Source organism: Lysobacter sp. DMC104, from assembly GCF_056313665.1.
On sequence record NZ_JBQUZW010000005.1, the window covers coordinates 25,645 to 52,242 of the forward strand.

At 67.9% G+C, this 26,598-nt stretch carries 26 protein-coding genes and 1 pseudogene; 17 read left to right on the top strand and 10 right to left on the bottom strand.

The features are described 5' to 3' along the window. Positions 1–18 precede the first annotated feature (18 nt). The 4 genes from mlaD to ACT53R_RS08255 are packed head-to-tail and all read left to right on the top strand — an operon-like array spanning position 19 to position 2,668. Positions 19–549: an outer membrane lipid asymmetry maintenance protein MlaD gene (gene mlaD, locus ACT53R_RS08240; RefSeq protein WP_476171380.1), complete on the top strand. Its 531-nt coding sequence runs from the start codon at positions 19–21 to the stop codon at positions 547–549. Between the two features lie 26 nt (positions 550–575). After that, positions 576–1,229, top strand: coding sequence for an MlaC/ttg2D family ABC transporter substrate-binding protein (locus ACT53R_RS08245; RefSeq protein ID WP_476171600.1), 654 nt, complete (start codon positions 576–578; stop codon positions 1,227–1,229). Further along, positions 1,226–1,522, top strand: coding sequence for an STAS domain-containing protein (locus ACT53R_RS08250; protein WP_476171381.1), 297 nt, complete (start codon positions 1,226–1,228; stop codon positions 1,520–1,522). The genes ACT53R_RS08245 and ACT53R_RS08250 overlap by 4 nt, the downstream gene beginning before the upstream one ends. Before the next feature lie 48 nt (positions 1,523–1,570). Beyond that, positions 1,571–2,668, top strand: a complete 1,098-nt coding sequence (locus ACT53R_RS08255) for an MlaA family lipoprotein (protein ID WP_476171382.1) — start codon at positions 1,571–1,573, stop codon at positions 2,666–2,668. 40 nt (positions 2,669–2,708) lie between these two features. Here the strand turns inward: ACT53R_RS08255 and ACT53R_RS08260 are convergent, their stop codons facing one another. After that, positions 2,709–4,085, bottom strand: coding sequence for a DNA recombination protein RmuC (locus tag ACT53R_RS08260; RefSeq protein ID WP_476171383.1), 1,377 nt, complete (start codon positions 4,083–4,085; stop codon positions 2,709–2,711). A 122-nt stretch (positions 4,086–4,207) separates the two neighbouring features. Here ACT53R_RS08260 and ACT53R_RS08265 point away from each other — a divergent pair, with 122 nt between their 5' ends. Further along, on the top strand, positions 4,208–4,915 hold the full coding sequence (locus ACT53R_RS08265) for a glycine-rich domain-containing protein (protein WP_476171384.1): 708 nt from the start codon (positions 4,208–4,210) through the stop codon (positions 4,913–4,915). A gap of 38 nt (positions 4,916–4,953) precedes the next feature. On the opposite strand, the gene ACT53R_RS08270 is transcribed toward ACT53R_RS08265, so the two are convergent. Beyond that, positions 4,954–6,147 (bottom strand): class I SAM-dependent rRNA methyltransferase, encoded by a 1,194-nt coding sequence (locus ACT53R_RS08270; RefSeq protein ID WP_476171385.1) that lies wholly within the window; start codon positions 6,145–6,147, stop codon positions 4,954–4,956. Between the two features lie 269 nt (positions 6,148–6,416). On the opposite strand from ACT53R_RS08270, the gene ACT53R_RS08275 reads away from it, so the two are divergent. From ACT53R_RS08275 to ACT53R_RS08290, 4 genes are all read left to right on the top strand, one after another. Continuing rightward, complete coding sequence (locus ACT53R_RS08275) at positions 6,417–7,376, top strand: TerC family protein (RefSeq protein WP_476171386.1); 960 nt, start codon at positions 6,417–6,419, stop codon at positions 7,374–7,376. After that, positions 7,373–7,537: a hypothetical protein gene (locus tag ACT53R_RS08280; RefSeq protein ID WP_476171387.1), complete on the top strand. Its 165-nt coding sequence runs from the start codon at positions 7,373–7,375 to the stop codon at positions 7,535–7,537. The genes ACT53R_RS08275 and ACT53R_RS08280 overlap by 4 nt, the downstream gene beginning before the upstream one ends. A 102-nt stretch (positions 7,538–7,639) precedes the next feature. After that, on the top strand, positions 7,640–8,419 hold the full coding sequence (locus ACT53R_RS08285) for a rhomboid family intramembrane serine protease (protein WP_476171388.1): 780 nt from the start codon (positions 7,640–7,642) through the stop codon (positions 8,417–8,419). Between the two features lie 386 nt (positions 8,420–8,805). Continuing rightward, positions 8,806–9,600, top strand: a complete 795-nt coding sequence (locus ACT53R_RS08290) for a TrbM/KikA/MpfK family conjugal transfer protein (protein ID WP_476171389.1) — start codon at positions 8,806–8,808, stop codon at positions 9,598–9,600. 122 nt (positions 9,601–9,722) lie between these two features. On the opposite strand, the gene ACT53R_RS08295 is transcribed toward ACT53R_RS08290, so the two are convergent. Further along, on the bottom strand, positions 9,723–10,385 hold the full coding sequence (locus tag ACT53R_RS08295) for a DUF2238 domain-containing protein (RefSeq protein WP_476171390.1): 663 nt from the start codon (positions 10,383–10,385) through the stop codon (positions 9,723–9,725). A gap of 110 nt (positions 10,386–10,495) precedes the next feature. On the opposite strand from ACT53R_RS08295, the gene ACT53R_RS08300 reads away from it, so the two are divergent. After that, positions 10,496–12,199, top strand: a complete 1,704-nt coding sequence (locus ACT53R_RS08300; RefSeq protein WP_476171391.1) for a M28 family metallopeptidase — start codon at positions 10,496–10,498, stop codon at positions 12,197–12,199. Positions 12,200–12,205: 6 nt separating this feature from the next. On the opposite strand, the gene ACT53R_RS08305 is transcribed toward ACT53R_RS08300, so the two are convergent. Then, positions 12,206–13,999 carry a monovalent cation:proton antiporter-2 (CPA2) family protein gene (locus ACT53R_RS08305; RefSeq protein WP_476171392.1) on the bottom strand — a complete coding sequence of 598 codons (1,794 nt, stop codon included), beginning with the start codon at positions 13,997–13,999 and terminating at the stop codon, positions 12,206–12,208. Between the two features lie 95 nt (positions 14,000–14,094). Beyond that, complete coding sequence (locus ACT53R_RS08310; protein ID WP_476171393.1) at positions 14,095–14,985, bottom strand: LysR family transcriptional regulator; 891 nt, start codon at positions 14,983–14,985, stop codon at positions 14,095–14,097. A 135-nt stretch (positions 14,986–15,120) separates the two neighbouring features. On the opposite strand from ACT53R_RS08310, the gene ACT53R_RS08315 reads away from it, so the two are divergent. Beyond that, a complete protein-coding gene (locus ACT53R_RS08315; RefSeq protein WP_476171394.1) occupies positions 15,121–15,720 on the top strand; it encodes a short chain dehydrogenase in 600 nt (199 codons plus the stop codon). A 50-nt stretch (positions 15,721–15,770) separates the two neighbouring features. On the opposite strand, the gene ACT53R_RS08320 is transcribed toward ACT53R_RS08315, so the two are convergent. Then, positions 15,771–16,220 (bottom strand): hypothetical protein, encoded by a 450-nt coding sequence (locus tag ACT53R_RS08320; RefSeq protein ID WP_476171395.1) that lies wholly within the window; start codon positions 16,218–16,220, stop codon positions 15,771–15,773. 130 nt (positions 16,221–16,350) lie between these two features. Between ACT53R_RS08320 and ACT53R_RS08325 the strand changes: the two genes are divergently transcribed. The 4 genes from ACT53R_RS08325 to ACT53R_RS08340 all read left to right on the top strand — a co-directional run bounded on the left by ACT53R_RS08325 (position 16,351) and on the right by ACT53R_RS08340 (position 18,817). Further along, positions 16,351–17,196, top strand: a complete 846-nt coding sequence (locus tag ACT53R_RS08325) for an energy transducer TonB (RefSeq protein ID WP_476171396.1) — start codon at positions 16,351–16,353, stop codon at positions 17,194–17,196. 169 nt (positions 17,197–17,365) lie between these two features. Beyond that, positions 17,366–17,611: a hypothetical protein gene (locus ACT53R_RS08330; protein WP_476171397.1), complete on the top strand. Its 246-nt coding sequence runs from the start codon at positions 17,366–17,368 to the stop codon at positions 17,609–17,611. Positions 17,612–17,725: 114 nt separating this feature from the next. Further along, positions 17,726–17,854 (top strand): hypothetical protein, encoded by a 129-nt coding sequence (locus ACT53R_RS08335; RefSeq protein ID WP_476171398.1) that lies wholly within the window; start codon positions 17,726–17,728, stop codon positions 17,852–17,854. Between the two features lie 105 nt (positions 17,855–17,959). Continuing rightward, positions 17,960–18,817, top strand: coding sequence for a PA4780 family RIO1-like protein kinase (locus ACT53R_RS08340; protein ID WP_476171399.1), 858 nt, complete (start codon positions 17,960–17,962; stop codon positions 18,815–18,817). Positions 18,818–18,845: 28 nt separating this feature from the next. Here ACT53R_RS08340 and ACT53R_RS08345 read toward each other — a convergent pair whose 3' ends face one another. Together ACT53R_RS08345 and ACT53R_RS08350 are read right to left on the bottom strand one after the other, a co-directional pair. After that, entirely contained in the window at positions 18,846–19,583 is a 738-nt protein-coding gene (locus ACT53R_RS08345) for an rRNA pseudouridine synthase (protein WP_476171400.1), read from the bottom strand. 678 nt (positions 19,584–20,261) lie between these two features. Continuing rightward, entirely contained in the window at positions 20,262–21,671 is a 1,410-nt protein-coding gene (locus tag ACT53R_RS08350; protein WP_476171401.1) for a tectonin domain-containing protein, read from the bottom strand. Positions 21,672–22,054: 383 nt separating this feature from the next. Between ACT53R_RS08350 and ACT53R_RS08355 the strand changes: the two genes are divergently transcribed. Next, positions 22,055–23,683: an ATP-dependent Clp protease adaptor ClpS gene (locus ACT53R_RS08355; RefSeq protein WP_476171402.1), complete on the top strand. Its 1,629-nt coding sequence runs from the start codon at positions 22,055–22,057 to the stop codon at positions 23,681–23,683. Positions 23,684–23,746: 63 nt separating this feature from the next. Here the strand turns inward: ACT53R_RS08355 and ACT53R_RS08360 are convergent, their stop codons facing one another. Continuing rightward, positions 23,747–23,908: a hypothetical protein gene (locus ACT53R_RS08360; RefSeq protein ID WP_476171403.1), complete on the bottom strand. Its 162-nt coding sequence runs from the start codon at positions 23,906–23,908 to the stop codon at positions 23,747–23,749. On the opposite strand from ACT53R_RS08360, the gene ACT53R_RS08365 reads away from it, so the two are divergent. Continuing rightward, the gene (locus ACT53R_RS08365; protein WP_476171404.1) at positions 23,901–26,252 is read left to right on the top strand and encodes a hypothetical protein; all 2,352 of its coding nucleotides are present in this window, start codon (positions 23,901–23,903) and stop codon (positions 26,250–26,252) included. The genes ACT53R_RS08360 and ACT53R_RS08365 overlap by 8 nt on opposite strands. A 75-nt stretch (positions 26,253–26,327) precedes the next feature. On the opposite strand, the pseudogene ACT53R_RS08370 reads toward ACT53R_RS08365, so the two are convergent. Further along, positions 26,328–26,503: pseudogene (locus tag ACT53R_RS08370) on the bottom strand (transcription termination factor Rho); the annotation flags it as partial. Positions 26,504–26,598: the final 95 nt, after the last annotated feature.

A 26,598-nucleotide genomic window follows, 5' to 3' on the forward strand; every position in this document is an offset into this window, starting at 1 on the left:
CCAGATGAGTACGCTCCCATGAGTGCACGCGGTCCCCGCCTCGAATTCGCCGTCGGCGCCTTCCTGCTGTTGTCCCTGGCGTCGCTGCTGGTGCTGGCGATCGCTTCCACCAACGGCAAGTTCGGCTTCGGCGAACCCACCTATCCGCTGAAGGCGCGCTTCACCAACCTCGGCCAGCTGCGGCCGATGGCGCCGGTGAAGATCGGCGGCGTGCCGATCGGCAAGGTCGCCGCGATCGAACTCGATCCGAAGAAGCTCGACGCCGTGGTCGTGCTCGACATCGACGCCCGCTACAAGGACCTGCCGATCGACACCTCGGCCAGCATCCTCACCGGTGGCCTGCTCGGCGAGAGCTACGTCGGCCTGCAGCCCGGCGGCGACGTCGAGACGCTCAAGCCCGGCGAGGAAATCGCCTACACCACGCCGGCGGTCGACCTGATCCAGATGGCCGGCAAGTACATCTTCGGCGGTGGCGGCAGCAGCAAGCCCGACGCCACCGATCCTTCCGCTTCCGACGCTTCCCCCAACGACCGGAGCCCGACGCCATGATCCGCACGCCCCGCCTCCCGACCCTGCTGGCCACCGCCGCGCTGATCGCCGCGATGCCCGCGTTCGCCCAGCAGGCCGCGCCTGCGCCCGCCGCCGCGCGCGCCACGCCCGCCTCGGCGACCATGCAGGGCACACCCAGCCAGCTGGTGCTGAACAACAGCCAGCGCATCCTCAGCACGCTGGAGAAGCGCCGCGCCGAGTTCACCAAGAACCGCACCGCGCTGCGCGAATTCGTCAGCACCGAATTCAACGCGATGTTCGACCGCGACTACGCCGCCCGCCAGGTGCTGGGCCGCCACGGTCGCGGCGCGTCCGACGAGGACGTGAAGCTGTTCGCCGACGCGCTGGCCGACAACCTGATGCAGCGCTACGGCTCGTCGCTGCTGGACTTCAACACCCGCCTGCGGGTGCGCGTGAAGTCCGAGACCCAGCTGCCGCGCGGGCTCGGCGTGAAGGTGTCCAGCGAGTTCCTGCGCCAGGGCGGCGAACCGATCCCGGTCGACTACCTGATGCGCCGCAACGGCAACCAGTGGAAGGTGTTCGACGTGATGGTCGAAGGCGTGTCCTACGTGCAGACCTTCCGCAACCAGTTCGACGCCGAGCTGCAGCGCAAGTCGATCCGCGAGGTCGCCACCGCCCTGCGCAGCGGCCAGCTGCACCCCAGCGCCAACCAGCCGTGACCGCCACGCCCGCTCCGTCGATCACGGTCGCCGATGGAACCCTGCGTTTCGCCGGGTCCCTGCGGCGCGAGGCCGTGGCCGCGCTGCGGGCGCGATTGCCGGCCTCGCTGGGCGACATCCACCGCATCGACCTGACCGGCGCCGACAGCATCGACAGCGCTGGATTGGCGCTGGTTTCGCTGGTGGCGGCCCGCTGCGCGGCCGGCGTCGCCATCGACGGCCGGCCGGCGGGTTTCGACGAATTGCGCGCCGCGTACCGGCTCGGCCACGACCTCGGCTTCGTCCGCGACTGAGCCGGACCGCACGCGCCCCCACGCCGCGACAGGACTACACTCGCGACCATGACGCTCCCCCGCCTCCTCCCCCCGGTGGCGCTCCTCGCGACGGCATTGCTGGCCACCGGCTGCGCCCCGCGGACCGCCCGTCCCGACACCCCGTCCGCGACCGCGACGATCGAAGCGCCGGCCGAAACGCCGAGCGCTGCCGTCGACGCAGCCGCCCCCGGCGATGCGCCGGCGGTGGACGACGCACCGAACCTCGCCGCGACCACGACGCCCGCAACGGACGCCATGCCGCCCGATCCGGTCGCGGCGGACGCCGGCGCCACGCCTCCGGGCGCCCCCGCCGACGCGCCCACCGACGCCGAACGCGACTACGCCGCGATCTACGGCGGCCAGGAGCCCGACGCCTACGATCCGGTCGCCGATCCCACGCTGCCGCCACCCGCCGCCGCACCGACCAGCTACGACCCGTGGGAAAAGCTCAACCGCCAGGTGCACCGCTTCAACGTCGTGGTCGACCGGCGCGTGGCGAAGCCACTGGCCACCGCGTACGTGCACGTCGTGCCGCGCCCGATGCGGCTGGGCGTGAGCAACTTCTTCAACAACCTCGGCCAGCCCGTCAGCGCACTCAACGCGCTGCTGCAGGGCAAGCCCAAACAGGCGACCCAGTCCGTGGGCCGGTTCCTGATGAACACCACGCTGGGCATCGGCGGCCTGTTCGATCCCGCCACCGCCGCCAACCTGCCCAACCGCAGCGAGGACTTCGGCCAAACGCTGGGCGTGTGGGGCTGGAAGAAATCGCGCTACATCGAACTGCCGCTGTTCGGGCCGCGCACCCTGCGCGACGTGTTCGGCATGGCCGGCGACGCACCGCTGTCGCCGACGCGGCAGATCGAGGAAGACAAGGTCCGCGTGTTCCTGCAGGGCCTGCAGCTGGTCGACGTGCGCGCACAGTTGCTGTCGACCGACAGCTTCCGCGAAGGCGCCGCCGACGACTACGCGCTGGTCCGCGATGCCTGGTTGCAGCGCCGCAACTACCAGATCGGCGAAGACCGCAAGCAGCCGCAGGACGAACCGTTGCCGGACTACCTCGAGAACGGCGACGACGCCCCGACGGTGCCCGCCAGCGCGATGCCGCTGCCGAATCCGCCGCGCTGATCGCGCTGCCGGCGCGGTTCGCCGGCGCCCGTCGTTCACGTCACTCCGCGTCAGCGGCGGCATCGTCGGCCGCAGCATCCCCGAGCAACCGGCGCGCATCGTCCGCCGGGAGTTCTTCGACCTTGCGCAGCTGGCGTTCGATCGCCCGCGTGCGCACGCCGGCCTTCTCGATGCTGCGGCGCACGGTGTCGAGCTGGCTGGTCGCGCCTTCCAGCACCACGGCGAACTTGCCGAACTCGGTCTTCACCGCGCCCAGCAGTTGGCGCACCTCGCCGGACCGTTGCTCGATGGCCAGCGTGCGGAAGCCCATCTGCAGGCTGTTGAGCAGCGCCAGCAGCGTGGTCGGCCCGACCACCGTCACCCGGAATTCGCGCTGCAACGCCTCGAACAATCCCGGCCGGCGCAGCACTTCGGCGTACAGGCCTTCGGTCGGCAGGAACAGCAGCGCGAAGTCGGTGGTGTGCGGCGGCGCGACGTATTTGTCGCGGATGCGCTTCGCCTCGACCTTGATCTGCCGCTCCAGTCCCTGCGCGGCCTCGGCCACCGCCACGGCATCGGCGCGCTCCTGCGCATCGAGCAGGCGTTCGTAGTCTTCGCGCGGGAACTTGGCGTCGATCGGCAGACGCACCGGCCCGCCCTCCTGGGTGCCGGGCAGACGCACCGCGAATTCCACGCGCTCGCTGGCGCCGGGCACGGTGGCCACGTTCTGTTCGTACTGCTCGATGGTGAGCGCCTGCTCCAGCAGCGCCGCGAGCTGCACTTCGCCGTAGATGCCGCGGGTCTTCACGTTGGTCAGCACGCGCTTGAGGTCGCCGACGCCGGTCGCGAGCTGCTGCATCTCGCCGAGGCCGCGCTGCACCTGCTCCAGCCGCTCGGACACCAGCCGGAACGATTCGCCGAGCCGCGTCTCCAGCGTCGACTGCAGCTTCTCGTCGACGGTGGCGCGCATCTGTTCGAGCTTGGCCTCGTTGCCGGCCTGCAGCTCGCGCAGTTTCTGTTCCAGCGTCGTGCGCAGTTCGCCGAGCCGCTGTTCGTTGCGTTCGGTCAGTTCGCGCAGCTGCGCGCCCAGCGTGTCGGCGAACTGTTGCTGGCGCGTGGCGAATTCCAGCCGCGCCTTGTGCGCATCGTCGCCCAGTGCGACGCGCAACTCGTCGAGGCGCTGGTCGGTGCGCGCGGTCAGGTCGCCCAGGCTGCGCCCGAAGCTCTCGATGCGCTGGCCCTGCGCCAGCGACAGGCTGTCGAGCTGTGCACGCAGTTCGCCGCGCCCGCTGCGCTGCTCCTCGCGCAGCGCCTCCTCGACCTGCGCGCGCAGCCGGTCGAGCGCGGCGTCGGGGCGGCGCAGCAGCAGGAGCACGAGCAGGACGAGGCCGATCGCGACGGCGATCAGGATCAGGACGAGCAGGAGAATCGAGGACATGGGCGCCAGTGTACCGGCGGCGCCCGGCGGGATGACGTCACCGTGACGGAAAGATGTCCGCTGTCATTTTTCCGTCACGACCACGTGCAAGGCTGGCGCCATCGCCACAGACGGAGCCGTGAATGTCGCGATTCGATCTCGGTATCACCCTGATCATCGTCGCCTTCCTGACCTGGAACACCGCATCGCGATGGCAGCGCGCCCGACGGCTGCGCTACCTGCGCGACACCCCGCTCCCACCTGGTCTGTTCGACAAGCTCCGCCGGCAACGCCCGGACATCGGCCCGGAGCATCGCCCCGCCATCGAAGTCGCGCTGCGCGATTTCTTCGCCGCCTACCTGCTCGGCGGCCGCAAGCCGGTGTCCATGCCCTCGCAGGCCGCGGACGAACTCTGGCACGCCTTCATCCTCTGCACGCGCCACTACGACACCTTCTGCCGCCGCGCCTTCGGCCGGTTCCTGCACCACACGCCGGCCGTCGTGCTGACGCGCCGTTACGACCGCAATGTCGGCCTGCGCCGGGTGTGGACGCAGACCTGCCGGATGGAAGGCATCGACCCGAAGCGGCCGACACGCCTGCCGCTGCTGTTCGTGCTGGATGCACAGGTCGGCCTCGCCGACGGCTTCCGCTACACGCTGGATTGCAACGCCCTGCGCGAAGCCGGGGCCGCGGGCGACGCCGGTAGCGGCCAATGTGCATCCGATTTCGCCAGCGACGACTTCGACGGCACCATCGATGGCCTCGGCGACGGCGGCTGCAGCGGCGATGGCGGCAGCGACGGATGCAGCGGCGACGGCGGTGGTGACGGCGGCGGTTGCGGCGGGGACTGATCGTCCGCGATGCGCCGCAGCCGCGGGCAATCAGCGCCTCAATCCACCACGCGGCAGAACACCGCCTTCAGGTAGCGGCTTTCCTGCACGTCGGTCAGCCACGGATGGTCGGCGCCGGCACCGGCGACCTTCAGCACCTGCACGGTGCGGCCGGCATAGAACGCGGCGCGGCGCAGCATGTCGAGGAACTGCTCCTCGCTGACCAGGCCGGTGCACGAGAACGTCGCCAGCAGGCCGCCGGGCTTCACCACGCCCATCGCCAGCTTGTTCATGTCGAGGTATTTCTTCAGCGCCGGAATCACCTGCTCGCGGTCGCGGGTCATCTTCGCCGGGTCCAGGATCACCACGTCGAAGCGTTCGCCGTTGTTCGCCGCATCGCGCAGCCACGGGAAAATGTCGGCCTGGATGAAGCGCGGGCGCACGCCGTTGAGTTTCGCATTGCCCTTGGCGATCTCGATCACCGCCTCGTCGATGTCGATGCCGACCACTTCGCTCGCGCCGCGCGCGGCGGCGTACACGCCGAAGCCGCCGGTGTTGCAGCACAGGTCGAGCACGCGCTTGCCCGCGCACTGGTGCGACAGCCATTCGCGGTTCTCGCGCTGGTCGGCGAAGAAACCGGTCTTGTGCGCGCCCGCGGGGTCGGCGCGGAACTTGATGCCGTATTCGGTGATGATCGCCGGCGCCGCGGGTTCGCTGCCGCGGAAGTCGAAGCTTTCCTGCTTCTGCACGTGCTCGTCGGCGAACGCGTGGAAACGGCAGCCGGGGAACTGCGCGCGCAGCGCGTCGTAGATCCACTCGCGATAGCGGAACATGCCGGCGCTGAAATACTCGACCACCAGCAGGTCGCCGTAGCGATCCACGACCAGGCCGCTGAGGCCGTCGCCCTCGCTGTGCACCACACGCCAGGCGTCGGAGACGTCATCGAGCTTCAGCACCTCGCGGCGCAGGCGCACGGCCTCGGCGATCTTCGCCGCGAACCAGTCGGCGTCGACGGGGACGTCGGGATCGCGTTCGAGCAGGCGGAGCGCGATCCGCGAATGGCCGTTGTAGAAGCCGCGGCCGATCCACGCGCCGTCCGGACCCGTCACCTCGACCAGGCTGCCCGGCTTGGGCCGCTGAGTCGGTTTCTCGACCAGCTTCTGGAAGATCCACGGGTGGCGGGACGTCCAGGCGTTGCGGAGGCGGATCTCGGGGAGCGGTGCGGCGTGCGCGGCGTTCGACGGTCTGTTCATCCGCCGTATTGTAAGCGGGTTGACGCGCCCGCCCCGGTCGCCAACAATCGCCGCTCCAGAAGGGGAGTAGCTCCCGAACGTTCCGGTCGTCAATACGGGCCCGCAAGCCCCGGCCGGACGGCAGTCGCACAAGGCATTTGATGCCGCGGCTGCGAGCGAGACCTTCGCCGCCACGGCGAAGCCTCGTTCTTCCGGTCGCTCCATGCACTTCCGGCCCGATACGACGCCCAGCCCCGCGGTTGGGCGTTTTCCGTTTCGGGAGGAATCAAATGGACACCATCGGCAATCCGTTGTTGTGGGGCGCGTTCGCCGCGCTCGTCGTCGTCGCCCTGCTCGTCGACCTGGTGCTGATGCGCCACGGCGGGCCGCACCGGGTGACGTTCAAGGAAGCATTGTTCTGGAGCCTCGGCTGGATCGGCCTGGCGCTGGCGTTCAACGCCGGCCTGTGGTGGTACGCAAGCGACACCCTCGGCCAGGTCGCAGGCGACCGCATCGCGCTGGAATTCCTGACCGGCTACCTGGTCGAGAAATCGCTGGCGGTCGACAACATCTTCGTGTTCCTGATGCTGTTCACCTACTTCGCCGTGCCCGAGGAACAGCGGCAGAAGGTGCTCGTCCTCGGCGTGCTGGGCGCGATCGTGCTGCGCGCGATCATGATCTTCGCCGGCGCGTTCCTGCTGGCGAAGTTCCACTGGATCCTCTACGTGTTCGGCGCGTTCCTCGTGCTGACCGGCATCAAGATGCTGCTGGCCGCGGGCCAGGCGCCGGACCTCGAGAAGAACCCGCTGCTGCGCTGGATGCGCGGGCACCTGCGGCTGACCAGCGACTACGCCGGCAACGCCTTCCGGGTGATGCGCGACGGCAAGGCGTGGTACACGCCGCTGTTCGTGGTGACCGCGCTGATCGGCGTGACCGACCTGATCTTCGCGGTGGACTCGATCCCGGCGATCTTCGCGATCACCGCCGACCCGTTCATCGTGCTGACCTCCAACGTGTTCGCGGTGCTGGGCCTGCGCGCGATGTTCTTCCTGCTGGCGGGCATGGCCGACCGCTTCCACCTGCTGCCCTACGGCCTGGCCGCGGTGCTGATGTTCATCGGCGCGAAGATGCTGCTGATCGACGTCTACAAGATTCCGATCGTCTGGTCGCTGGGCGTGGTGGCGGCGACGATCGGCGCGACCGTGGTGCTCAGCCTGCTGCGGCCGGCGAAGCCGGCGGGCGCCGCGTGAGCCTGCGCGAGAAGCTGCTGTGGGGCGCGGGCGGGGTGACGGCACTGTGGATCCTCGTGCTGGTGCTGCGGACGGCGAGCGGCCGTCCGCGCAGCGAATCGGGCCGCTGGGCCTGGGAAGCGCTGGGCTCGCTGCTCGAGGCCCTGTTCTGGTTCCTGTGACCGAGACGGGCCGCGGAATGCGCCGCAGCGTTCCAGCCGCGGTGTCGGCGCGCCCCTGCCGGCGGCCTTGATCGCGCCGGCCGCCGGCTCCAGAACTGCCGGATGCGCCTGCCCACCCCCGACGACACCCCCGACACCCCCGCCCAGCGCGCCGCCGACCGGCGGCGCCTGCTGCGGGCCCTCAACGCCAGCCTGGCGTTCGTGCTGCTGCTGTCGGCGGTGTTCGTGCTGCAGCAGGGCGAGGACATCGAGGCCTTCACGGTCACCCCGCACGCGATCGGCGGCCTGCTCGGCGTGCTCACCGCGCCGCTGCTGCACGGCTCGTTCGAGCACCTCGCCGCCAATGCCGGTTCGCTGCTGCTGCTCGGCACACTGGCGCTCGGGGTGTATCCCAAGGCCAGCGCGCGCGCGCTGCCGCTGATCTGGCTGGGCTCGGGGTTGGGCGCGTGGCTGCTGGGCGACCCGGACACCCATCATCTCGGCGCCAGCGGCCTGACCCACGGCCTGATGTTCCTGGTGTTCGTGCTGGGCCTGCTGCGCCGCGACCGGCCGTCGATTGCCGCGGCGATGATCGCCTTCTTCCTCTACGGCGGCATGCTGATCACGGTGCTGCCGCACGAGCCGGGCGTCTCGTGGCAGTCGCACCTGGGCGGTGCACTTGCCGGCGTGTTGTCGGCGTTGCTGTTCCGGCATGCCGACCCCGTGCCGCCGCGCAAGCGCTACAGCTGGGAGCTGGAGGAAGACGCCGCGCTCGATCCGCTGGAGCCGCCGCGCCCCGACGACGTGCCCGTGCTGTGGCATCGCCGCGAGCCGTCGGCCGATGACACGCGCGGCGTGGTGCTGCCGTTCCGGCGGCGTTCGGAGGGTGACGAGCGAGGCTGAGCGAACCCGCAGCCCGCCTGTCCGCGCAGGATTCCGACGAGCGGTCACGCACCAACCAGGGGCGCGCACCGCCGGGACGCCGCCCTGCGGAATCGATATCCCTTTTCAATCATCGACTTGCGCCCGCGCGGCATCCCGGGCGGGCGGGCCGGCACCCCGGGACCACGGTTGCACCGTGCTTTGCAAAGTGTCGCGGAACTCCGCTAACCTGAACTGGGGCTTCTGCCGCCGTATCGATCCCGTCGATCGATCGTGCGAGTGGTCGTGAGCAGGGGCACTGGATATTCCGAACGTTCCGGCATGGGCCGGGGCACGGTCCGCGAATCATGGAATCGTCGCAGACGGCGGTTCCTGCCCAAGCCAATCGACTACGGGAGCGAAGTCAGATGAACAGGAAAGCGATCTCGGTGGCACTTGCCACGTTGCTGCTGGCCAGCGGCGCCGCCTACGCCGAGCAGACCACCAACCCCGATCTCGCCGCCGCCTACGAGGCCGCCGGCGTCGATCCGACCACGCTGCCCCCGCAGGTCGATCCGAACCAGTACAGCGGTCTGCCGGACGGCGTCGACCCGAACGCGGCCCAGGGTGGCACGCTGTCGAACGACATGCAGGCGATGGTCGACCAGATCGTCAACCAGCAGAAGGGCCAGACCCTGAGCGGCGACGAAGGCCTCGCCTGCGAAGCCATCATCTGTCTCTCCAGCGCCACCCGTCCGGGCGAATGCGCGGCCTCGCTGGCCCGCTACTTCGGCATCAACCTGAGCAAGCCCTGGAAGACCATCCAGGCGCGCATCAACTTCCTGAAGCTGTGCCCCAGCTCGACCGACACGCCGCAGATGAGCAACCTCGTCGACGCGATCGGCAACGGCGCCGGCCGCTGCGACGCCGCCACGCTGAACGTCGTCAACCGTCGCTGGATCGGCGAGAACGAGTACGAAATCGACAGCACGATGCCGTCGTACTGCGATGCGTACTTCAGCCACGAGTACACCGACATCAACAGCCTGAAGCCGCACTACGTCGACCGCTTCGTGGTCCGTTCGTACACGGACAGCGAAGGCAACATCATCAACGAATACGACGGCGGCTACTGGGTCGATGGCACCACCAGCCTCCCGTCCTCGGTCGCGACGAGCAACGCGATCCCCGCTTCGAAGGACAGGGCCGGCGTCGGCTTCTGATCCTTCCGCCAGCGCGGAATGCAACGAAAAGGCGGGGGCGACCCCGCCTTTTTCGTGCCCGGATGCCGGTGGCTATCGCCAGCGGCAGGAGCAGCGCCACGGAGCGCGAGTCGCCCGCGGCATCACCGGCCCGCCGCCTGCCCCAGCTCGCGATCGTGCACCCGCGACCACAGCAGCAGCGACAGCGCGGCGCCGCACAGGCACAGGAACATGTCCCACTGCGTGTCCCACTGGTCGCCCTGGGTGGCGAGAAAGGCGTCGGCGTCGGCGCCGTAGATCAGCGCCGACCACCATTCGATCAGCTCGAAGAACGCGCTGAAGCTCAGGCACACCGCCAGCACGAGGTAGTTGAGCCAGCCGCCGCGGCGCAGCGGCGTGTGGCGCAGCAGCAGTTCGCGGGCCAGGATCGCCGGCACGAAGCCCTGCATCAGGTGGCCGACGCGATCCCACGGGTTGCGGTGCACGGGCCAGCCCAGCGCGGTGGCAGTGTCGCGCAGCCAGAAGCCCAGCGGCGTCTCGGCGTAGGTGTAGGTGCCGCCGTGGATCAGCACCAGCGCATGCGCGACCAGCAGCCAGCACAGCAGGCGGGTCAGCGGGAAGCGGCGCCAGTTCATCAGGATGATCGGCAGCGCGACCATCACCCACACCGTTTCCAGCAGCCAGGTCAGCCGATCCTTCGGCGCGATGCCGGACACGACCAGTGCGACGAGGACGATGCCGAGCTGGAGCCAGCCCTCGCGGCGGCCGGGCGGGGTGGCGATGGCAGGGGACACGGCAACGGACATGGCGACATCTCCCGCGAACGATGCCGCATGGTACGTCGCCCGTGCCGCATCGGCGTTGTCCCGATCCTTCGCCGATGCTAGCGTCCGCCATCCTCCGACCGGAACCGACGATGGCGCGCCTGCACTTCTTCGCCGCAGCCCTGCTCCTGGCCATGCCGCTGGCCGCCTGCGATCGCGGCCCCGCAACGCCCACCGCGCCCACGATCTCCGCGCCCGCGGTCGACACCGCGGCACCGCAGCCGAAGACCGCGGCCGAGCGCCGCATCGCCGAGGACGTGCGCACGCTGGCCGACGACCGCTTCGAGGGCCGCGAGGCCGGCACCCGCGGCTACGACCTGGCCGCCGAGTACGTCGCCAAGCGCTTCACCGCGATCGGGCTGGCGCCGGCCGGCGACGACGGCACCTTCTTCCAGCGCGTGCCGCTGCTGAAGGCCACGCGCGAGGCCGACGGGGCGGCGCTGGTCATCAAGCGCAACGGCCGCGAGATCGCGCTGCGCTTCCGCGACCAGTTCCTGCCCGGGCAGGACTTCGACGCGGCCGAGCACGACGTCGAGGCGCCGGCGGTGTTCGTCGGCCAGGGCGTGCACGCGCCCGACCTGGGCCACGACGACTTCGCCGGGCTCGACCTGCACGGCCGCATCGCGATCGTGTTCGGCGGCGCGCCGGCGACCTTCGGCAACGACCAGCGCGCGTTCCACAGCTCGACCCGCGAGAAGCTGCGCCTGCTGGCCGAACGCGGCGCGGTCGGCGTGGTGTTCGTGAACACGCCGAACGACGAGGCCGACACGCCGTGGGCGCGCACCGCCGACAACTGGCAGCGGCCGGCGATGCGCCTGCGCGGCCCCGACGGCAAGAGCCTCGGGACCTTCCCGCAGCTGCGTGGCATGGCGGTGGTGAGCGCGGCCGCCGCGGATCTGCTGTTCGCCGACGGCCCGCGCACCGCCGCGCAGCTGTTCACCGCGGCCGACGCCGGCACGCTCAAGGGCTTCACGCTGCCGGGCACGCTGCGGCTGGCCGCGCGCACGAAGATCGAGCCGGTCGAGTCGCGCAACGTCGTCGCGAAGCTGCCGGGCAGCGACGCCGCGCTGGCGGCCGAGCACGTCGCCTACACCGCGCATCTCGACCACCTCGGCATCGGCGCGCCGGTGAAGGGCGAGGACGGCAAGGAGGACCGCATCTGCAACGGCGCGCTCGACAACGCGCTGGGCGTGGCGATCCTGCTGGAGACCGCGCACGCGCTGAAGGCCGAGCCGAAGGCGCCGAAGCGCTCGATGCTGTTCATCGCGCTGACCGCCGAGGAGAAGGGGCTGCTCGGCGCGGAATGGTTCGCCACGCATCCGACCGTGCCGGCAGACGGCCTCGTCGCCGACCTCAACGTCGACATGCCGGTGCTGCTGGCGCCGAGCAAGGACGTGGTGCCGATCGGCGCCGAGCATTCGACGCTGAAGACCGCGCTGGAGGCCGCCGCGAAGGACGTCGGCGTGACGCTCTCGCCCGATCCGTTCCCGGAGGAAGTGGTGTTCGTGCGCAGCGACCAGTACGCCTTCATCCGCGCCGGCGTGCCGTCGCTGTACCTCGACGGCGGCACGCTGTCGGCCGACGGCGTGCGCGATCCGAAGCTGGCGCTGCGCAAGTTCCTGCGCGACCACTACCACCAGCCCAGCGACGACGCCACGCTGCCGATCTTCTGGCCCGACGCGGTGCGGCTGGCGACGCTGGAGGCGCGCATCGGCCGGCTGGTCGGCGACGCGGCGGACCGCCCGCGCTGGAACGACGGCGATTTCTTCGGCGAGCGCTTCGCGCCGAAGCGCTGAGGCCGGTCAGCCCCCCGGCGGCGGGTCGCCGGCGTCCGGCGCGACGTCGGCCTCGAACAGCTGCTCCAGCTCGCTGCGGGCGCGGCGGGCGCTTTCCAGCAGCGCCGCTTCGTCGTCGTAGATCAGGTGCTGTTTCGCGAGCAGGGTCTCGTCGTGCGCACGGAAGCGATGCATGCGATCGTCGGCCTGCTCGCGCGGGATGCCCAGCGCGACCAGCACGTCGCGGCCCATCTCCAGACCCGAGGCGAAGGTCTCGCGGGTGACGTCCGCACCGAGATCCATCAGCTGCCACGCGTGCCGGCGATCGTGCGCACGCGCGAACAGCCGCAGGTGCGGGTACAGGCGCTTCACCACGCGCGTGGTGCGCAGGCTGGCGGCTGGGTCTTCCAGCGCGTTGATGAACACCTTCGCGTTGGCCGCGCCGGCGGCACGCAGCAGATCGGGGCGCGAGGGATCGCCGAAGTAGACCTTGTTGCCGAAGCGGCGCATCACTTCCAGCTGCTCGCTGTCGGTTTCCAGCGCGATGAAGCGGATCTTCTGCGCCAGCAGCAGGCGCGCGACGATCTGGCCGAAGCGGCCGAAGCCGGCGAGGATGACCTGCGAGTCGTGGTCGGGGATCGCGTCGAACGCGCGCTCCGGCTTGCGTTCGGGATGCGCGCCCAGCCAGCGCCCCACCGCGATCATCGCCAGCGGCGTCAGCGCCATCGACAGGCCGACGATCGCCACCAGCCGGTTCTGCACGGCGTCGTCGATCAGCTGCACCTTCGCCGCTTCGGCCAGCACCACGAACGCGAATTCGCCGCCGAGGGCCATCACCGCGCCCAGTTGCAGCGCCTCGCGCCACGCCAGCCGGCCCGGACGCAGGCCGATCGCGAACAGCACCGCCGACTTCACCGCCAGCAGCGCCAGCGCGCCCAGCGCGATGGTCCACGGCTCGGCCGCGATGCGATGCAGGTCGATGCTCATGCCCACCGACATGAAGAACAGGCCGAGCAGCAGGCCCTTGAACGGTTCGATCTGCGATTCGATCTCGTGGCGGTATTCGGAATCCGCCAGCAGCACGCCGGCGAGGAACGCACCCAGGCCCATGCTGAGGCCGGCCAGCGACATGATCCACGCCGCACCCAGCACCGCGAACAGTGCACTGGCGGTGAGCATCTCCGGCACGCCGATGCGCGCGGCGGTGCGGAACAACTGGCGCAGCAGGACGCGGCCGCCGATGACCACCACCACGATCGCGCCCACCGCCTTCAACGCGCCAGTGCCGGCGTTGCCATGGCGCGCGGCCGCGCCGAGCAGCGGGATCGACGCGATCAGCGGGATCGCCGCGAGATCCTGGAACAGCAGCACCGCGAACGCGGTGCGCCCGTGCGGCGCGTTCAGCGCCTTGCGCTCGGACAGCAGCTGCAGGCTGACCGCGGTGGACGACAGCGACAGCGCGAGCCCCGTCACCAGCGCGGCCTTCCAGCCCAGGCCCAGCGCAAGCGCGATCCCGCCCAGCGCCGCGCCGCTCAGCACGACCTGCAGCGCGCCGAGGCCGAACACCGGCCGCCGCATCACCCACAGCCGCGACGGCGACAGTTCCAGACCGATGACGAACAGCATCATCACCACGCCGATCTCGCTGGCGGCCATCACCGGCTCGGCGTCGCGGATCACTTTCAGCCCGAACGGGCCCAGCACCACGCCCGCGGCGAGATAGCCCAGCACCGCGCCGAGGCCGAACCGCTTGAACAGCGGCACGGCCACGACGGCGGCGAGCAGGAAGACGAGGGCGAGCTGGAGACCGTTGCCGTGCATGACCGCGCCACGTTACCGACCGCGGCCCGCTGCGGCAACGCACGTGCGCCGATCGCCGCGTTCCGTCACTGCGACGACGCTGCGACGACGCGACATCAGCGCAGCAACGCCTGCCGCTCCGGCGCCTCGAACCACGCCAGCGCGAAACTGCGGAACGCCTGCTGCAGGCGCGTAGGATGGCGTCGCTGCGGATGCACCAGCGCCATCGGCACCTGCGCGGTCTCCCAGTCGGGCAGCAGCCGCACCAACCGACCTTCGACCAGCGCATCGCGCACCAGGTAGAACGGCAGCCGGGTCATGCCCACGCCGCGCTCGGCCGCGCGCTGCAATGCGGCGAAATTGTTGATCGCGAGGCGGCCGTGGGGACGTACCGTGCCGCTGTCGCCACCGCGCACGAACACCCACTCCGCGTCGTCGCTGAAATGGCTGTTGCGCAGCGCCGGCAGCGCGGCGAGATCGGCGGGGCGCCGCGGCGGCTCGCGCCCGGCCAGCAGCGCCGGCGCCGCCACCGCGATTTCACGCACCACCCCCACCGCGCGCACGACCAGGCGCTCGTCGATCACGCGTGCGGCGCGAAACGCGAAATCCCAGCGGCCGTCGAACAGGTCGCGCATGACGATGCTGGTGTCGATCTCCACGTCGACCTGCGGATGCCGCGCCATGAAGTCACGGACGAGGTCGACCAGGAACACTTCGCCGAACGTGGTCGAGGTGGTGATGCGCAGCACACCGCGGACTTCGTCGCGCTCGGCGGCGACGCGCTGCCGGGCCTCGTCGTAGGCCGCGCGCAGGCGGCCCACGTCCTCGGCGTGGCGATGCCCCAGCGCGGTCAGCGACAACCGCCGCGTCGTGCGCAGCAGCAGTTGCGCGCCCAGCGCCTGCTCCAGCTCGGCCACCTGCCGGCTGACGTGCGCCTTGGAGCAGCCCAGCGCCGCCGCCGCGGCGGTGAAGCTGCCGTGCTCGGCGACGGCCGCGAAGCAGAGCATCCGGTCGATATCCGACGACATTGTTTTCATGCAGAAACAGTATTTCCGCAGATCACCGGCTAATCAAGGCGAAATCTCCGGCGCAGACTGCCGGCACGCTGCCGATTGTCGGCATCCACGAACAAAGGAATCGCCATGAAACTGCTCCTCGTCGGTGCCCACGGCACCCTGGGCCGCGCCGTAGCCGCCGAACTCGGCGCACGCCACGAGATCGTCACCGCCGGCCGCTCCGCCGGTGACCTCCGCCTTGACCTGACCGACCGCGACGGCATCGCCGCGGCGCTCGACCGCATCGGCCCGCTGGACGGCGTCATCGCCGCCGCCGGCAACGTCGCCTTCGGCCCGCTGCTGGAACTCACCCCGGACCAGTGGGCGCTGGGCCTGCAGGACAAGCTGATGGGCCAGGTCCAGCTGGCGCTGCTGGCCGCGACCCGCCTCAACGACGGCGGTTCGATCACGCTCACCACCGGCGTGCTGGCGCAGGACCCGATCCGCTACGGCACCTCGGCGTCGCTGGTGAACAGCGCGATCGAGGGCTTCGTGCGCTCGGCGGCGCTGGAACTGCCGCGCGGCCTGCGCATCAACGCGGTCAGCCCCGGCGTGCTGGCCGAATCGATGCCCGGCTACGCGCCGTACTTCCGCGGCTTCGAACCCGTGCCCGCCGCCCGCGCCGCGCTGGGCTACAGCCGCAGCGTCGAAGGCGCGCAGACCGGTCAGGTGTACCGCATCGGTTGAAGCAGCAGCATCGCGCGGCGATCACGCGCCCGGCACGCGACGCCGGGCGCTCAGCCGCACATCACCGCACCGGGATCCAGGCGACCGCGGAAGCGTCGCTCGAACCGACGGCCGTCGGCGGCCTTCAGCCGCAGCGTGCCTTCGATGCTGCCGTCGGCGGCCTGCCGGAACGTCGCCTCGCCGGTCAGCGGCGTCGCGTGCTCCGCGGTTTCGGCGTACATCGCCACGCCGGTGCGATCGTCGCCCTCGGCGAAGACGACCTTGCGCTCGCCGTCGAACTGCGGCGACGACCAGACCGACAGCTGCAATGCCGGCAGCGCCGCGGGATCGACGCCGTTGCCGGCGGGCACGGACACCGTGAACGCCGCACCGTCCCACGGCGCACAGGTCCTGGCGATCCGCGCGGCCGCGACCGCCTCCGGCCGCGTCGGCGGCGCCGCGCCGCAGGCCGCAAAAGCCAGCACCAGTCCCGCACTCATCCACACGCGCCACGACGTCATGTCCGCACTCTCCGGGAGACGACCCGCGCGACCCGATGCCGGCGGTATCGATGACGCGATTGTGCACCGGACGCGCAACCGCGGCGCCTTGCAGTACGCTGGCATCTTCGCGTCCTCAGGACCTGTCGCCATGCGTTTCCGCCTGCTCGCCGCCTTCCTGCTGCTGGCCTGTCTGTTCGCGCTGCCGGGCGTCGCCTCGGCGCAGCGCATCGACCCGAAAGAGGTCGAATCCAGCCTGCTGGTGACCGGCAGGATCGACATCGCCGTCGACGGCACCGTGCTCGGCTACACGCTGGACCAACCGGGCAAACTGCAACGCACCGTGCTCAACCTCGTCGCCGGCATCGCCCCGCACTGGAAGTTCGAGCCGGTGAGCGAACCCGCGCCGCAGTCGTTGAAGATGTCGCTGCGCTTCGTCGCACGGCGACCCGACGACACCCACGTCACCGTGACGTTGAGCAGCGCGCAATTCAGCGTCCCCGATCCCGCACCCGACACCACGCTGCAGCTCGACAAGCGGAAGATGCGGATGCCGACGTATCCGAAGGAACTGGTCGAGCAGGAAATCGAAGCCACGGTGTACGTCGCCGTGCGCGTGCACCCCGACGGCACCGGCGACGCCGTCGTCCGCCGCGTCGACCTGATGGCGCGCGGCTCGAAGGCGGACATGGCACGCTGGCGCAACGCACTGGCGCAGCGCGCACTGACCGCCGCGAAGGAGTGGCGCTACAAGGTGCCCACCCGCGGCCCCGATGCCCAGCGCCCGTACTGGCACGGCAACATCCCGATCAGCTTCACGATGGAAGGCGAACCGCCGCCATACGGCGTCTGGCAAACCTATCTCCCCGGCCCCGAGACTCCGTCGCCCTGGGAAAACGAAGCCGAGAAGGACACCAACTACGACGCCGCGCCGCCCAACAGCATCACCGGCACCTCGACGGCCCGGCGACTGCTGACGCCGCTGTCGAAGGAGTGATGCGAAGACGCTATTGCGTTCCCGGCGGCGGATCGGATGCGTCGATGACGATCGCCCCGCTCGTCGGGATGGACGCTGCATCCGGAGCAGCTCCGCTTCGGACAATCCAACGCACGCGACTTTCGTGATACACGTCACGTCCACGGCGTCACCCACAAGGAGCAGTGCCATGACCCATGAACCATCGAAGGAATCGTCGGACATCGTGATCCGGATCGGCAGGCCGCAGATGCGCGTCCTGTCGCTGCTGCTGGTGCTGTCTGCCGTGTACAGCGGACAGCGGCATGTCGACGATTTCTTCCGCGGCGTCTTCGAGGGCTACGAGCAGGGACAGTCCCGGCACGCACACGTGCAGGGCGGCTTCGTCGACAGCGCGATCAAGAGTTACGACGAGTCGCAGAAAGCACACCGCTGAGCCTGTGCGGCTCGACGCGAGCTTCGTCGATGACCCAGCCCGCAGCATTCGCGGCGGGAAGGTCCGTTGAAGCCGCGCATGCCGTTGTCCGGGCAAGGTGACAGCAGAATCCGGATGAAGACGTTCGTGCGTCGACGCGTTCGTATCCGATCGCTGGATGACACGACCGACGGCAGCGTCGTTGCACCTGGCGCGCGTTTCCGGGCAGGAACCAGCGTCTGCCATACGCAGATCAAGCGCTGATGGCAGCTCTCGCTTTGCGCACGATGGCGACGCCTGTCGCGAAATGCGACCATTTGCGGTCCGTGGCAAGCAGCGCCGTACCGGCGCGCCCCATCCAGAGAGACCGTGAAGACACCCCAAGGTTTGCAGGCGCTGATCGACGACGGCGTCATCGATGAAGTGCTGCGACCGCTGAAGAGCGGCAAGGAAGCGGCGGTATACGTCGTTCGCAGCGGCGATGACGTGCGTTGCGCCAAGGTCTACAAGGACATGGCGCAACGGAGCTTCCAGCAGCGCGTGCAGTACCAGGAGGGCCGCAAGGTGCGCGGCAGCCGCGAAGCGCGTGCGATCGGCAAGGCCACGAAGTACGGGCGCAAGCAGCAGGAAACCGCCTGGAAGAATACCGAGGTCGATGCGCTCTACCAGCTGCGCGACGCCGGCGTGCGCGTGCCCGAGCCCTTCGGCTATTACCACGGCGTGCTGGTGATGGCATTGGTCACCGATGCCGAGGGCTTCTCCGCGCCGCGCCTGGGCGAGATCGAACTGGACGCGGAGCAGGCGCGCGAATTCCATCGCATCCTGATCCGGCAGGTCGTGCTGATGCTGTGCTGCGGGCTGATCCACGGCGATCTGTCGCCCTACAACGTGCTGGTCGATGCGAACGGGCCCGTGGTGATCGATTTCCCGCAGGTCGTCAGCGCCGCCGGCAACAACGCCGCGCGGACCATGCTGCTGCGCGACGTCAACAACCTGACCGCCTACCTCGGACGCTGGGCGCCGGAGCTGCTGGACACCTGGTACGGCGAGGAAATGTGGGCACTGTTCGAGGCCGGCGAATTGCGGCCGGACACCGAATTGACCGGCGAGTTCACCGCGGACGAAGGCGACATCGACCTGGACAGCGTGCGCCACGCCATCAACGATGCGCGCGAGGAAGCGTTGATCCGCCAGCAGGGTCGCGAAGCGGCAGAACAGGACGACTGAGGCGACCAGCCGCCAGCGCGGCCCGGGTTCAGAACTTCTCGCCGACCGGCAGGTAACGCCATGCGCCGGGCGGCATCGGGCCGTTGGGGCCCTTGCCCAGTCCGATCTTGCCGATGCGCAGGCGGCGGATCGACAGCACGTTCAAACGGACCTGCGCGCACATCGCACGCAATTGCCCGTCCCGCGCGCCCTTGATCGCGAAGCGCAGCCGCGTCTCGCTCTGCCAGCTGACCTTGCACGGCGGCAGCTCGCGGCCACTCAGGCTCAAGCCGTGGTTGAGCTTCCGCAGACCGTAGGGCGCGATGTCGCCGGCGACTTCGACGATGTACTCGTGCTCGATCTGATCGGCGTCCTCGGTCAGGCGGCGCCAGACCCGGCCATCCTGCGTCAGCACCATCAGGCCGCTGGCCTCGGCGTCCATCGACACCAGCGGCGTCAATCGATGCAGATGGCGGCGGAGCATGCGCACACCACTGGGATCGTCGGCCCAACACGTGTCGGACCGCACCAGCACACTGGCCGGGCTGCGCCCGTCGATCGCATCGAAGCCGGAGGGCTTGTGCAACAGGATCGTCGCCGGCTCCACCGGCTCCAGGCGCGCCTCGGGATCGAGCTCCACGTGCTCCGTCGTCACTTTGTGCTGCGGCGCCTCGATCACGTCGCCCTCCACCGTCACCCAACCATTGCGGATGTATTGCTCGGCTTCGGCGCGCGAACAACCGAACAATGCGCTGACGCGATGGGCAAGTCGAACGGGAGGCGACATGGAGACGGCCGGGAACGGGGTGTGCAGTGTAACGGCCGGGAAGGTGCTGCCGCGGGAAGATCGGGCGGAAGCGGACGTTCGATGTTGCCCCGTAGCCCGGGCAAGGCCGCAGGCCGCACCCGGGAATCCCTGGTTGTTCACCCCGGGTGCGCTTCGCTTGCCCGGGCTGCTCGCTTGCTATTTTAACTTCGCACCAGCGAGCATCTGAAGGATTTTGGAGTAACGCTGCCAATCGGAAGCCGACTCCGTCGGCATCGATCCGTCGCTGTAGAAGAAGAACAGTCCAGGATCATCAGGTCTATCTGGAATGTCGTAGACCGCCAACTTCCGTAATGCAGCGACAGTCCGCGCATTGATTGCCATGCGATCAGGATGGTTGTCATAGTCGACTCATTCTTTCCCCGTTGTTCCCAGCGGCTTGTCGTTTCGATTGAGGATCAGCCACTTGCCGTCCTTGGTCTTCTGCATGCAGTACGGAAAATGAGTGTGTGCAACACGACCGATCGGCATGGAACTTTCCCCTGTATGAATTTATCGATCAAAATATGCTGTAGCCGGCTCTCTTCAAAAATAGAATTTTTGATATACGAAAGCCGGCCTTGAGATACAAGCAGCCGCCTGATCACCGAAATAAATCAAATTCATTTCGTCGTCCACCTGTAAAAACTGACAGCCCCATCACCCGCACGAGTTCCCCACCCTCGCCGCCCTGAAATACCGCCGCAAATGATGGTCCGCGCCGACCATGACGCCGGCGCCGGTCCAGACGTTGTTGTCGTTGTTGGTGCCGACGGTGATGCCGCAGACGTGGTAGCGGTCGGCGGCGTCGATCTGCTGCAGGGGGACGGCGCCGATCTGCGCCCAGTCGCCGGGGGCGATGCGCGACCACAGCTTGTGGCCGCTGTCGATCGCGAACAGCGAGGCGTCGCTGCCGATGGCGACGTCGAGCATCGGGCCGGTGGTGGGCGAAGCGATCGGCTGCCAGGTACCGTCGAAGTAGAAGAGCTTGCCGTCTGGATCGAGGCCGGCGATGTACTGCGCCGAGCCGACCGACACTTTCCGCATCGTGCCGGATACGGACAGCCATTCGGTGCCGTTGAAGTTCCAGATCCCGTGGTTCGCGTCGACGCCCCACAGCGTGCCGTCGATGCCGACGGAGATCGACGCCAGGTTGCCGCCGGCGATGCGCTGCCACGTGCTGCCGCCCCATTCGAGGTAGCGGTTCCGCTGCACGTCGAGCACGTACATCTTGTGCGCGTCGATCGCGAAGACGTCGAGCACCTGCGGGAAGTTGGCAAGACGCTCGTACACCGAAAAACCGGCGAGCCGTACCGGCGGCTGGCCGTCGACCAGCAGCGTGCCGTCCGCGGCGATGCCGACGCAACTGCAGGTGCCGGGCGTGTCGAGCATCTGCCACACGCCACCGCCCAGCACGTACAGCAGGCCGTTGTCCCAGCCGTAGACCAGGCCGTCGTTGCCGGCGGTGATGCCGTACAGCCGCGGCGTGTTGGTCGCGACCACGTGCCACGTGGTGCCGTCGAGTCGCAGCGTCCGATTGTCGCTGGATTGCAGCCATACGGTTCCATCGGGCGCGATCGAGATCCACTGCGCGTCGGGCGCGCCCGGCACGCGTGCGAACGCGGTGCCGTTCCAGCGATACGGTGCACCCGGGCCGCCCCACCAGCCGCTGGTGTTGTCGATCGTCCACGCATCGCCGCCGTTGCCGACCGCGATGAACAGCGCGTTCGCGCCGCCATTGGGGCGCAGCTGCCAACCGTCGTTGTTCGCCCACTGGAAAATGTTGCCGTGATCGTCCACGCCCCACACGCCGCCATCGGGCGCGACCGCGGCATGCCAGATCGGCGCCCACGGCGTCGGCGTGAGCGGCGTGTCGACGAGGCGGTAGAGATCGCCTGCGGTGCCGAGGCCATAGATCGTCTCGACGTTGGCGACCGCGACGCAGGTGATCGCCTGCGAGGGCTCCGGCTGGATCGCGCCGTTGCCGAGGAAACGCAGCGCCTGCTGCGCCGTTTTCACTGCCCAGAGACTGCCGTCGTTGCCGTTCGCGGCCATCCGGTACTTCGCCATGCGCTGCTCCTGCGTCTGTCCTGCGGAAAGGGAATCGGCGCCCGCGTGTGCCATACACGATGCCGGCGGAGCGCAGACGAGAAGCGTGCCGCGATGCGCGATGCGCGATGCGCGTGCAGCAAAAGGACGATCGGATCTGGAGCGAGGCACGCACCGGCGGCCTTCCCTGACGCGACCGCGTGTTCCCCTGTCGGCGCGCCGTGCATGCAGGCGCCTCGGGGAGGAGGACGTGATTTCGAGGCGCATGCGGTCAAGCGCGCACGGCAGCGAGGGGTGTGTTGGCCCGGATCGGCATCGCGACGGTCGCGGCCGGCGATCGGCGGTGGCTCGTGGGACCGCCACGCCTATAATCCCGCAACGCTGATCGAATGGACCGTTCAGACATGAAAGAAACGCCGGGTTGGGTGCAGGATGTGTTCCTCGTCGTCCACGACGACGACGACACGCCGTTTGAAGGACTGGCCGCGCTGCTCCGGCGCTGCGTCGGATTCGGGAAAGACAATGCCGAAAGCTGGGCGCGACACATCGATCGCAACGGCAGGACGAAGATCGGGCCATGGACGCGGACCATCGCCGAGACGATCCATGGCGAAATGACGCGCCTGGCGCCGGAATACGGATGCGGGACGCTGCGGGTGTCGCTCGAGGACGATGCCGAGGACGACGTGCCGCCGGACGCGGCACGCCACACGCGCAAGGCCCATCAGGTCATCGACGAAGTGTTCCGTGGCTGGCCCGCGGACAGCCTGGTGATCGTGCGGCGCGAGTTTCCGGCGTACCTGCGCGTGGACGTGCAGCTCGCGCTGGACGCGCTCACGGCAGGTGCGCGTCGCGTGGGCGTCCATGGCCGCAACCGGTACGACGCGTCGGACATGGCGACGCTCGTGTCCGAGCGCGATCACGCCAAACTGGTCGGCGCGATCCAGTACGAGGACGTCGACATCGGCGAAGGCCGCCCAGTGCGCCTGGCGACGAATGCGCTCTCGCTGGTCGAGGACGGCGAGGTGCCGCTCGCCGTGTGGGTGAACACCGGGTCCGAGTTCACCCAGGTGCCGCAGCTGAACGTCGAGATCCTGTCGCCACCGGGCGAAGCCGCGGCCGCTCGCACCACGATGATGCTCGACGCGATCGAGGCCGCCATCGCGCAGGGACGCAGCTACCGCGGAAAAGTGCTGTCGCTCGAAGCCAGCGAAAGTTATCGCGGCATGGCGGCGAACGCGCTGACCGTGCATTTCCGCACACCGGTGGGCGAGGACGAACTGGTGCTGCCCGACGCCGTGAAGCAGGCGCTGGAGCGGCACATCGTCGGCTTCGCCGCGGAGCGCGAGGCGCTGAAATCGTTCGGGCAATCCGGCCGCAAGGGCGTCCTGCTGTACGGCCCGCCCGGCACGGGCAAGACCCACACGATCCGCTATCTCGCCGAACGCCTGCGCGACCACACCACGTTCCTGGTCACGGCGGAGCAGGTCGGCATGATCGGCACCTATTTCCGATTGGCGAGGCTGTTCGCGCCGTCGATCCTGGTGATCGAAGACGCCGACCTCATCGCGCGCCAGCGCGACGACATGTCGTCGGCCTGCGATGAAGTCATGCTCAACCGCTTGCTCAACGAAATGGACGGCCTGAAATCCGACGCCGACCTGTTCGTGATCATGACCACCAACCGTCCGCAGGCGCTGGAAACCGCGCTGATCCAGCGCCCGGGCCGGATCGACCATGCCATCGAAGTCCCGGTGCCCGACAGCGATTGCAGGAAGCGCCTGCTGCGGCTCTACGGCAGGGGTCTCGACATCGATCCGAAGGCCGCCGCCGATCTCGTCGCGCGCACCGACGGCGTGAGTGCGGCCTTCATCAAGGAAATCGCGCGACGCCTCGCCCAGCAATCCATCCGAGCGGGCCATCCGGGGCGGGTCGATGCCGCCGACCTCGATGCCGTGCTGGACGAGATGCTGACCGAGCGCGAAGGCCTCAACCTGCGGCTGCTGGGCGGCGCGAGCGTCGACACGGCGTGAGGCGCATGGCGCGACGCGCAAAGAAAAGGCGCCGGTCTCCCGGCGCCTTCCTGCCACGACACTTCATTGCACCCTGGCGTCCTCGTAGCCGTGGAACGACAGGGTGGCCTCCGCGCGGCCCTGCGTGAGCGAACGCAGCGCGGTGGCGTAGCCGGCGAGTTGCGCCGGAGACAGCCCTTCCTGAGAATCAGCCGGGACGCCGCACGGAATCGAAGGAATGAACATACGTCCGCTGCTTTTCGTTCTCGCCCTGTCCTTGGCACTGCCTGCATTCGCGGTCCCACCCCCGACTGCACCCGTCGCATCCGAGCAAGCGGATGTCACGCAAACTGCGCGAATCGAAAAGGTGCAGGCGCAGGTGGACGCCTTGGACCGCGAGGTTACGATCCTCAAGGAAGTCTCGGACAGCCGACTTAATTCCCAGGACCAGCGCATCAGCGATCTCGGCACACTGGCCGACCAGCAGGGCAACTACATGTCTGGCATCGCGAATGTAACGACATGGGTCGGCACCCTGATCACCCTGATCGCGATCGCCACGGGCTTCATCATCTACTTCAGCGTGAAGGAGCGCGCTTCGGCAGAAGCGGAAGCGGCGGCAAAAAAGTGGTTCACTCAACATGCGCAAGATTTGGAAACGCAAATATCGACACTTGTGAGTGAGGCAAATTCATTGCAGGCACAAGTCGGCGGTCTGCAACAAAAAGCCAATCAAGCACATGAAAGCATCGATCGCACGGCGACCGAAGTGGACGATCACGCCAAACAAGCCCGCAAACGTTTTGAGCAGGCTGAGCAACAAATTTTTTCGTTTGCAGGCGCTGGCCCGGAAAAGCGACAAATCGACCCTTCCACTATAGAAGCCGTGGCGGAAGCCAATCGCGCCCTGGATGAAAAACCACGGTCTGATTTCACCCAAGAAGATCATTTCGCACGCGGCCTAAGAGAGTACCTCGCCAAAGATTACGTATCCTCATTGTCGAGCTTTGACAGCGCACTCTTGAGCGCATCAAGCACGCCTTCGACATCCGAGCAGAAGGCAAGATTCATGTTTGGACGCGGCATCGCCTTAGCCGAGCTTAATCGGCCTAATGAAGCTATTTCCGTTTTTGAAGAAATCGATCATAGCTATGGCCATGAACCCGACATAGCACTGCGTTTTTTGGTCGCCATGGCCTTAAACAATAATGGCATCATACTTTCACAAATTGAACGCAAAGCCGAAGCGCTCAAGATCTACGACACAGTTGATCAACGTTACGGGTCCGACCCAGACCCCAACCTACGCGCACAGGCCGCTCAGGCCCTAGGAAACAAAGGCGCCACGCTTGGCCTGCTCGAACGCAATGCCGAGGCACTTGCTGTTTACGATATTGTTGGCGAGCGTTACGGGACTGATCCACACCCCGCCCTGCGCGCGACGGTCGCCCTGATGCTGTTCAACAAGGGGATCGCCCTCGGACAGCTCGGAGATCATTCCGAAGAGATTAAGGCTTACGATACGATCGACCAGAGTTATGGTGATGACACTAACACTGACATGCGCGTGCAAGTTGCTAGCGCACTATTCAACAAGGCAGTCATCCTTAGCCGACTCGAAAGGAAGGCTGAAGCTCTATTAGTCTACGACCTGATCGACCTGCGTTACGGCAGAGACATCAACTCCGACTTGCGCGCGCAGGTTGCCAAGGCCCTGTTCAACAGGGCTGTTGCCCTCAGTCAACTCGAACGAAAATCCGAAGCAATCGCGATTTACGATTTGATCGTTCTACGCTACTCCAGCGATCCTAATGCCGCCCTGCGCTTGCCTGTCGCTCAAGCACTGGCAAATAAGAGCGCTATTCTTGGGAAACTCGGGCGGAGAGAAGAAGCCCTTTCGGCATGCGATACAGTAGACCTGCGTTATGGTTCCGACCAAGACCCAGCTCTTCGCCTACATGTCGCCATTGCCCTATTCAACAAGGGCATCGCTCTCGGACAGCTAGAACGCAGCGAAGAGGAAATAGCGATCTACGACATGATCGCTCAGCGCTACGGAGCGGACGCGGATTCAACCATACGCGCTCAGGTCGTCAAAGCCCTAAACAACAAGGGCATAACTCTGGGGAAGCTCGAACGCAGCGCTGAGGAAATTGTGGTCTACGACATGATAGACCAGTGTTTCGGATTGGACCTTGATCCGGCCTTACGCGCCGAGGTTGCAACGGCACTCAACAGCCGGGCATTCGCTCGCATCATGCTGGCCAAGAAGCGTTGGAATATCACAGGAGAGCGTGGCGATAATTTGTCTGGAGCCATCAACGATTTGCGCCGCGCTCAGTCGCAATGCGCGGATGATCACTTGGCGATGGTACTAGGCAATCTTGGCTATGCCCTGTTCCTGAGCGACACGGATGAAGAAGCAGCTTTGCACACTCGCGAGTGTCTGCGCTTGGGTCGAGAGCCCATCCTGAATGCACAACGTGAGGATGCACGAAAGAATCGCGTGGAACCCCGAGATACGGAGTACGAAAGGCTGCTTGAGCAGTTGTGGACTGATATTTCCAACGAAACGGCAAGTCCCGCATGAGACGAATGGAACAAGCACCAGAACGCGAACAGCCCGTATGAGGCGGGGCGTCCGGGGCGACGCGTGCGATGCAGATCAGCGCCGAATCGATGCGAAGAACTCGTCGCAGGACTCGGTGTTCTTCACCTTGTCGAGCAGGAATTCCATCGCCGCGATCTCGTCCATGCCGTGCAGCAGCTTGCGCAGGATCCGGATCTTCTGCAGCAGGTCGGGGCGATCAGCAGGTCCTCGCGGCATGTGCCGCTGAGGTTGACAGCTCGCGGCGGCGTCAACGCGGCACGGATGGGACGCTGCGTCCGGTGCCAAACGCGAACGCCCCGCACGAGGCGGGGCGTCCGGTGCAACG

What these genes read in the sequence shown, in the direction of transcription:
- mlaD (WP_476171380.1), top strand. Translation starts at nt 19, where the DNA reads ATGAGTGCACGCGGTCCCCGCCTCGAATTCGCCGTCGGCGCCTTCCTG.
- ACT53R_RS08255 (WP_476171382.1), top strand. Translation starts at nt 1,571, where the DNA reads ATGACGCTCCCCCGCCTCCTCCCCCCGGTGGCGCTCCTCGCGACGGCA.
- ACT53R_RS08260 (WP_476171383.1), bottom strand. Translation starts at nt 4,085, where the DNA reads ATGTCCTCGATTCTCCTGCTCGTCCTGATCCTGATCGCCGTCGCGATC.
- ACT53R_RS08265 (WP_476171384.1), top strand. Translation starts at nt 4,208, where the DNA reads ATGTCGCGATTCGATCTCGGTATCACCCTGATCATCGTCGCCTTCCTG.
- ACT53R_RS08270 (WP_476171385.1), bottom strand. Translation starts at nt 6,147, where the DNA reads ATGAACAGACCGTCGAACGCCGCGCACGCCGCACCGCTCCCCGAGATC.
- ACT53R_RS08275 (WP_476171386.1), top strand. Translation starts at nt 6,417, where the DNA reads ATGGACACCATCGGCAATCCGTTGTTGTGGGGCGCGTTCGCCGCGCTC.
- ACT53R_RS08285 (WP_476171388.1), top strand. Translation starts at nt 7,640, where the DNA reads ATGCGCCTGCCCACCCCCGACGACACCCCCGACACCCCCGCCCAGCGC.
- ACT53R_RS08290 (WP_476171389.1), top strand. Translation starts at nt 8,806, where the DNA reads ATGAACAGGAAAGCGATCTCGGTGGCACTTGCCACGTTGCTGCTGGCC.
- ACT53R_RS08295 (WP_476171390.1), bottom strand. Translation starts at nt 10,385, where the DNA reads ATGTCCGTTGCCGTGTCCCCTGCCATCGCCACCCCGCCCGGCCGCCGC.
- ACT53R_RS08300 (WP_476171391.1), top strand. Translation starts at nt 10,496, where the DNA reads ATGGCGCGCCTGCACTTCTTCGCCGCAGCCCTGCTCCTGGCCATGCCG.
- ACT53R_RS08305 (WP_476171392.1), bottom strand. Translation starts at nt 13,999, where the DNA reads ATGCACGGCAACGGTCTCCAGCTCGCCCTCGTCTTCCTGCTCGCCGCC.
- ACT53R_RS08310 (WP_476171393.1), bottom strand. Translation starts at nt 14,985, where the DNA reads ATGCTCTGCTTCGCGGCCGTCGCCGAGCACGGCAGCTTCACCGCCGCG.
- ACT53R_RS08315 (WP_476171394.1), top strand. Translation starts at nt 15,121, where the DNA reads ATGAAACTGCTCCTCGTCGGTGCCCACGGCACCCTGGGCCGCGCCGTA.
- ACT53R_RS08320 (WP_476171395.1), bottom strand. Translation starts at nt 16,220, where the DNA reads ATGACGTCGTGGCGCGTGTGGATGAGTGCGGGACTGGTGCTGGCTTTT.
- ACT53R_RS08325 (WP_476171396.1), top strand. Translation starts at nt 16,351, where the DNA reads ATGCGTTTCCGCCTGCTCGCCGCCTTCCTGCTGCTGGCCTGTCTGTTC.
- ACT53R_RS08330 (WP_476171397.1), top strand. Translation starts at nt 17,366, where the DNA reads ATGACCCATGAACCATCGAAGGAATCGTCGGACATCGTGATCCGGATC.
- ACT53R_RS08335 (WP_476171398.1), top strand. Translation starts at nt 17,726, where the DNA reads ATGAAGACGTTCGTGCGTCGACGCGTTCGTATCCGATCGCTGGATGAC.
- ACT53R_RS08345 (WP_476171400.1), bottom strand. Translation starts at nt 19,583, where the DNA reads ATGTCGCCTCCCGTTCGACTTGCCCATCGCGTCAGCGCATTGTTCGGT.
- ACT53R_RS08350 (WP_476171401.1), bottom strand. Translation starts at nt 21,671, where the DNA reads ATGGCGAAGTACCGGATGGCCGCGAACGGCAACGACGGCAGTCTCTGG.
- ACT53R_RS08355 (WP_476171402.1), top strand. Translation starts at nt 22,055, where the DNA reads ATGAAAGAAACGCCGGGTTGGGTGCAGGATGTGTTCCTCGTCGTCCAC.
- ACT53R_RS08365 (WP_476171404.1), top strand. Translation starts at nt 23,901, where the DNA reads ATGAACATACGTCCGCTGCTTTTCGTTCTCGCCCTGTCCTTGGCACTG.
- ACT53R_RS08360 (WP_476171403.1), bottom strand. Translation starts at nt 23,908, where the DNA reads ATGTTCATTCCTTCGATTCCGTGCGGCGTCCCGGCTGATTCTCAGGAA.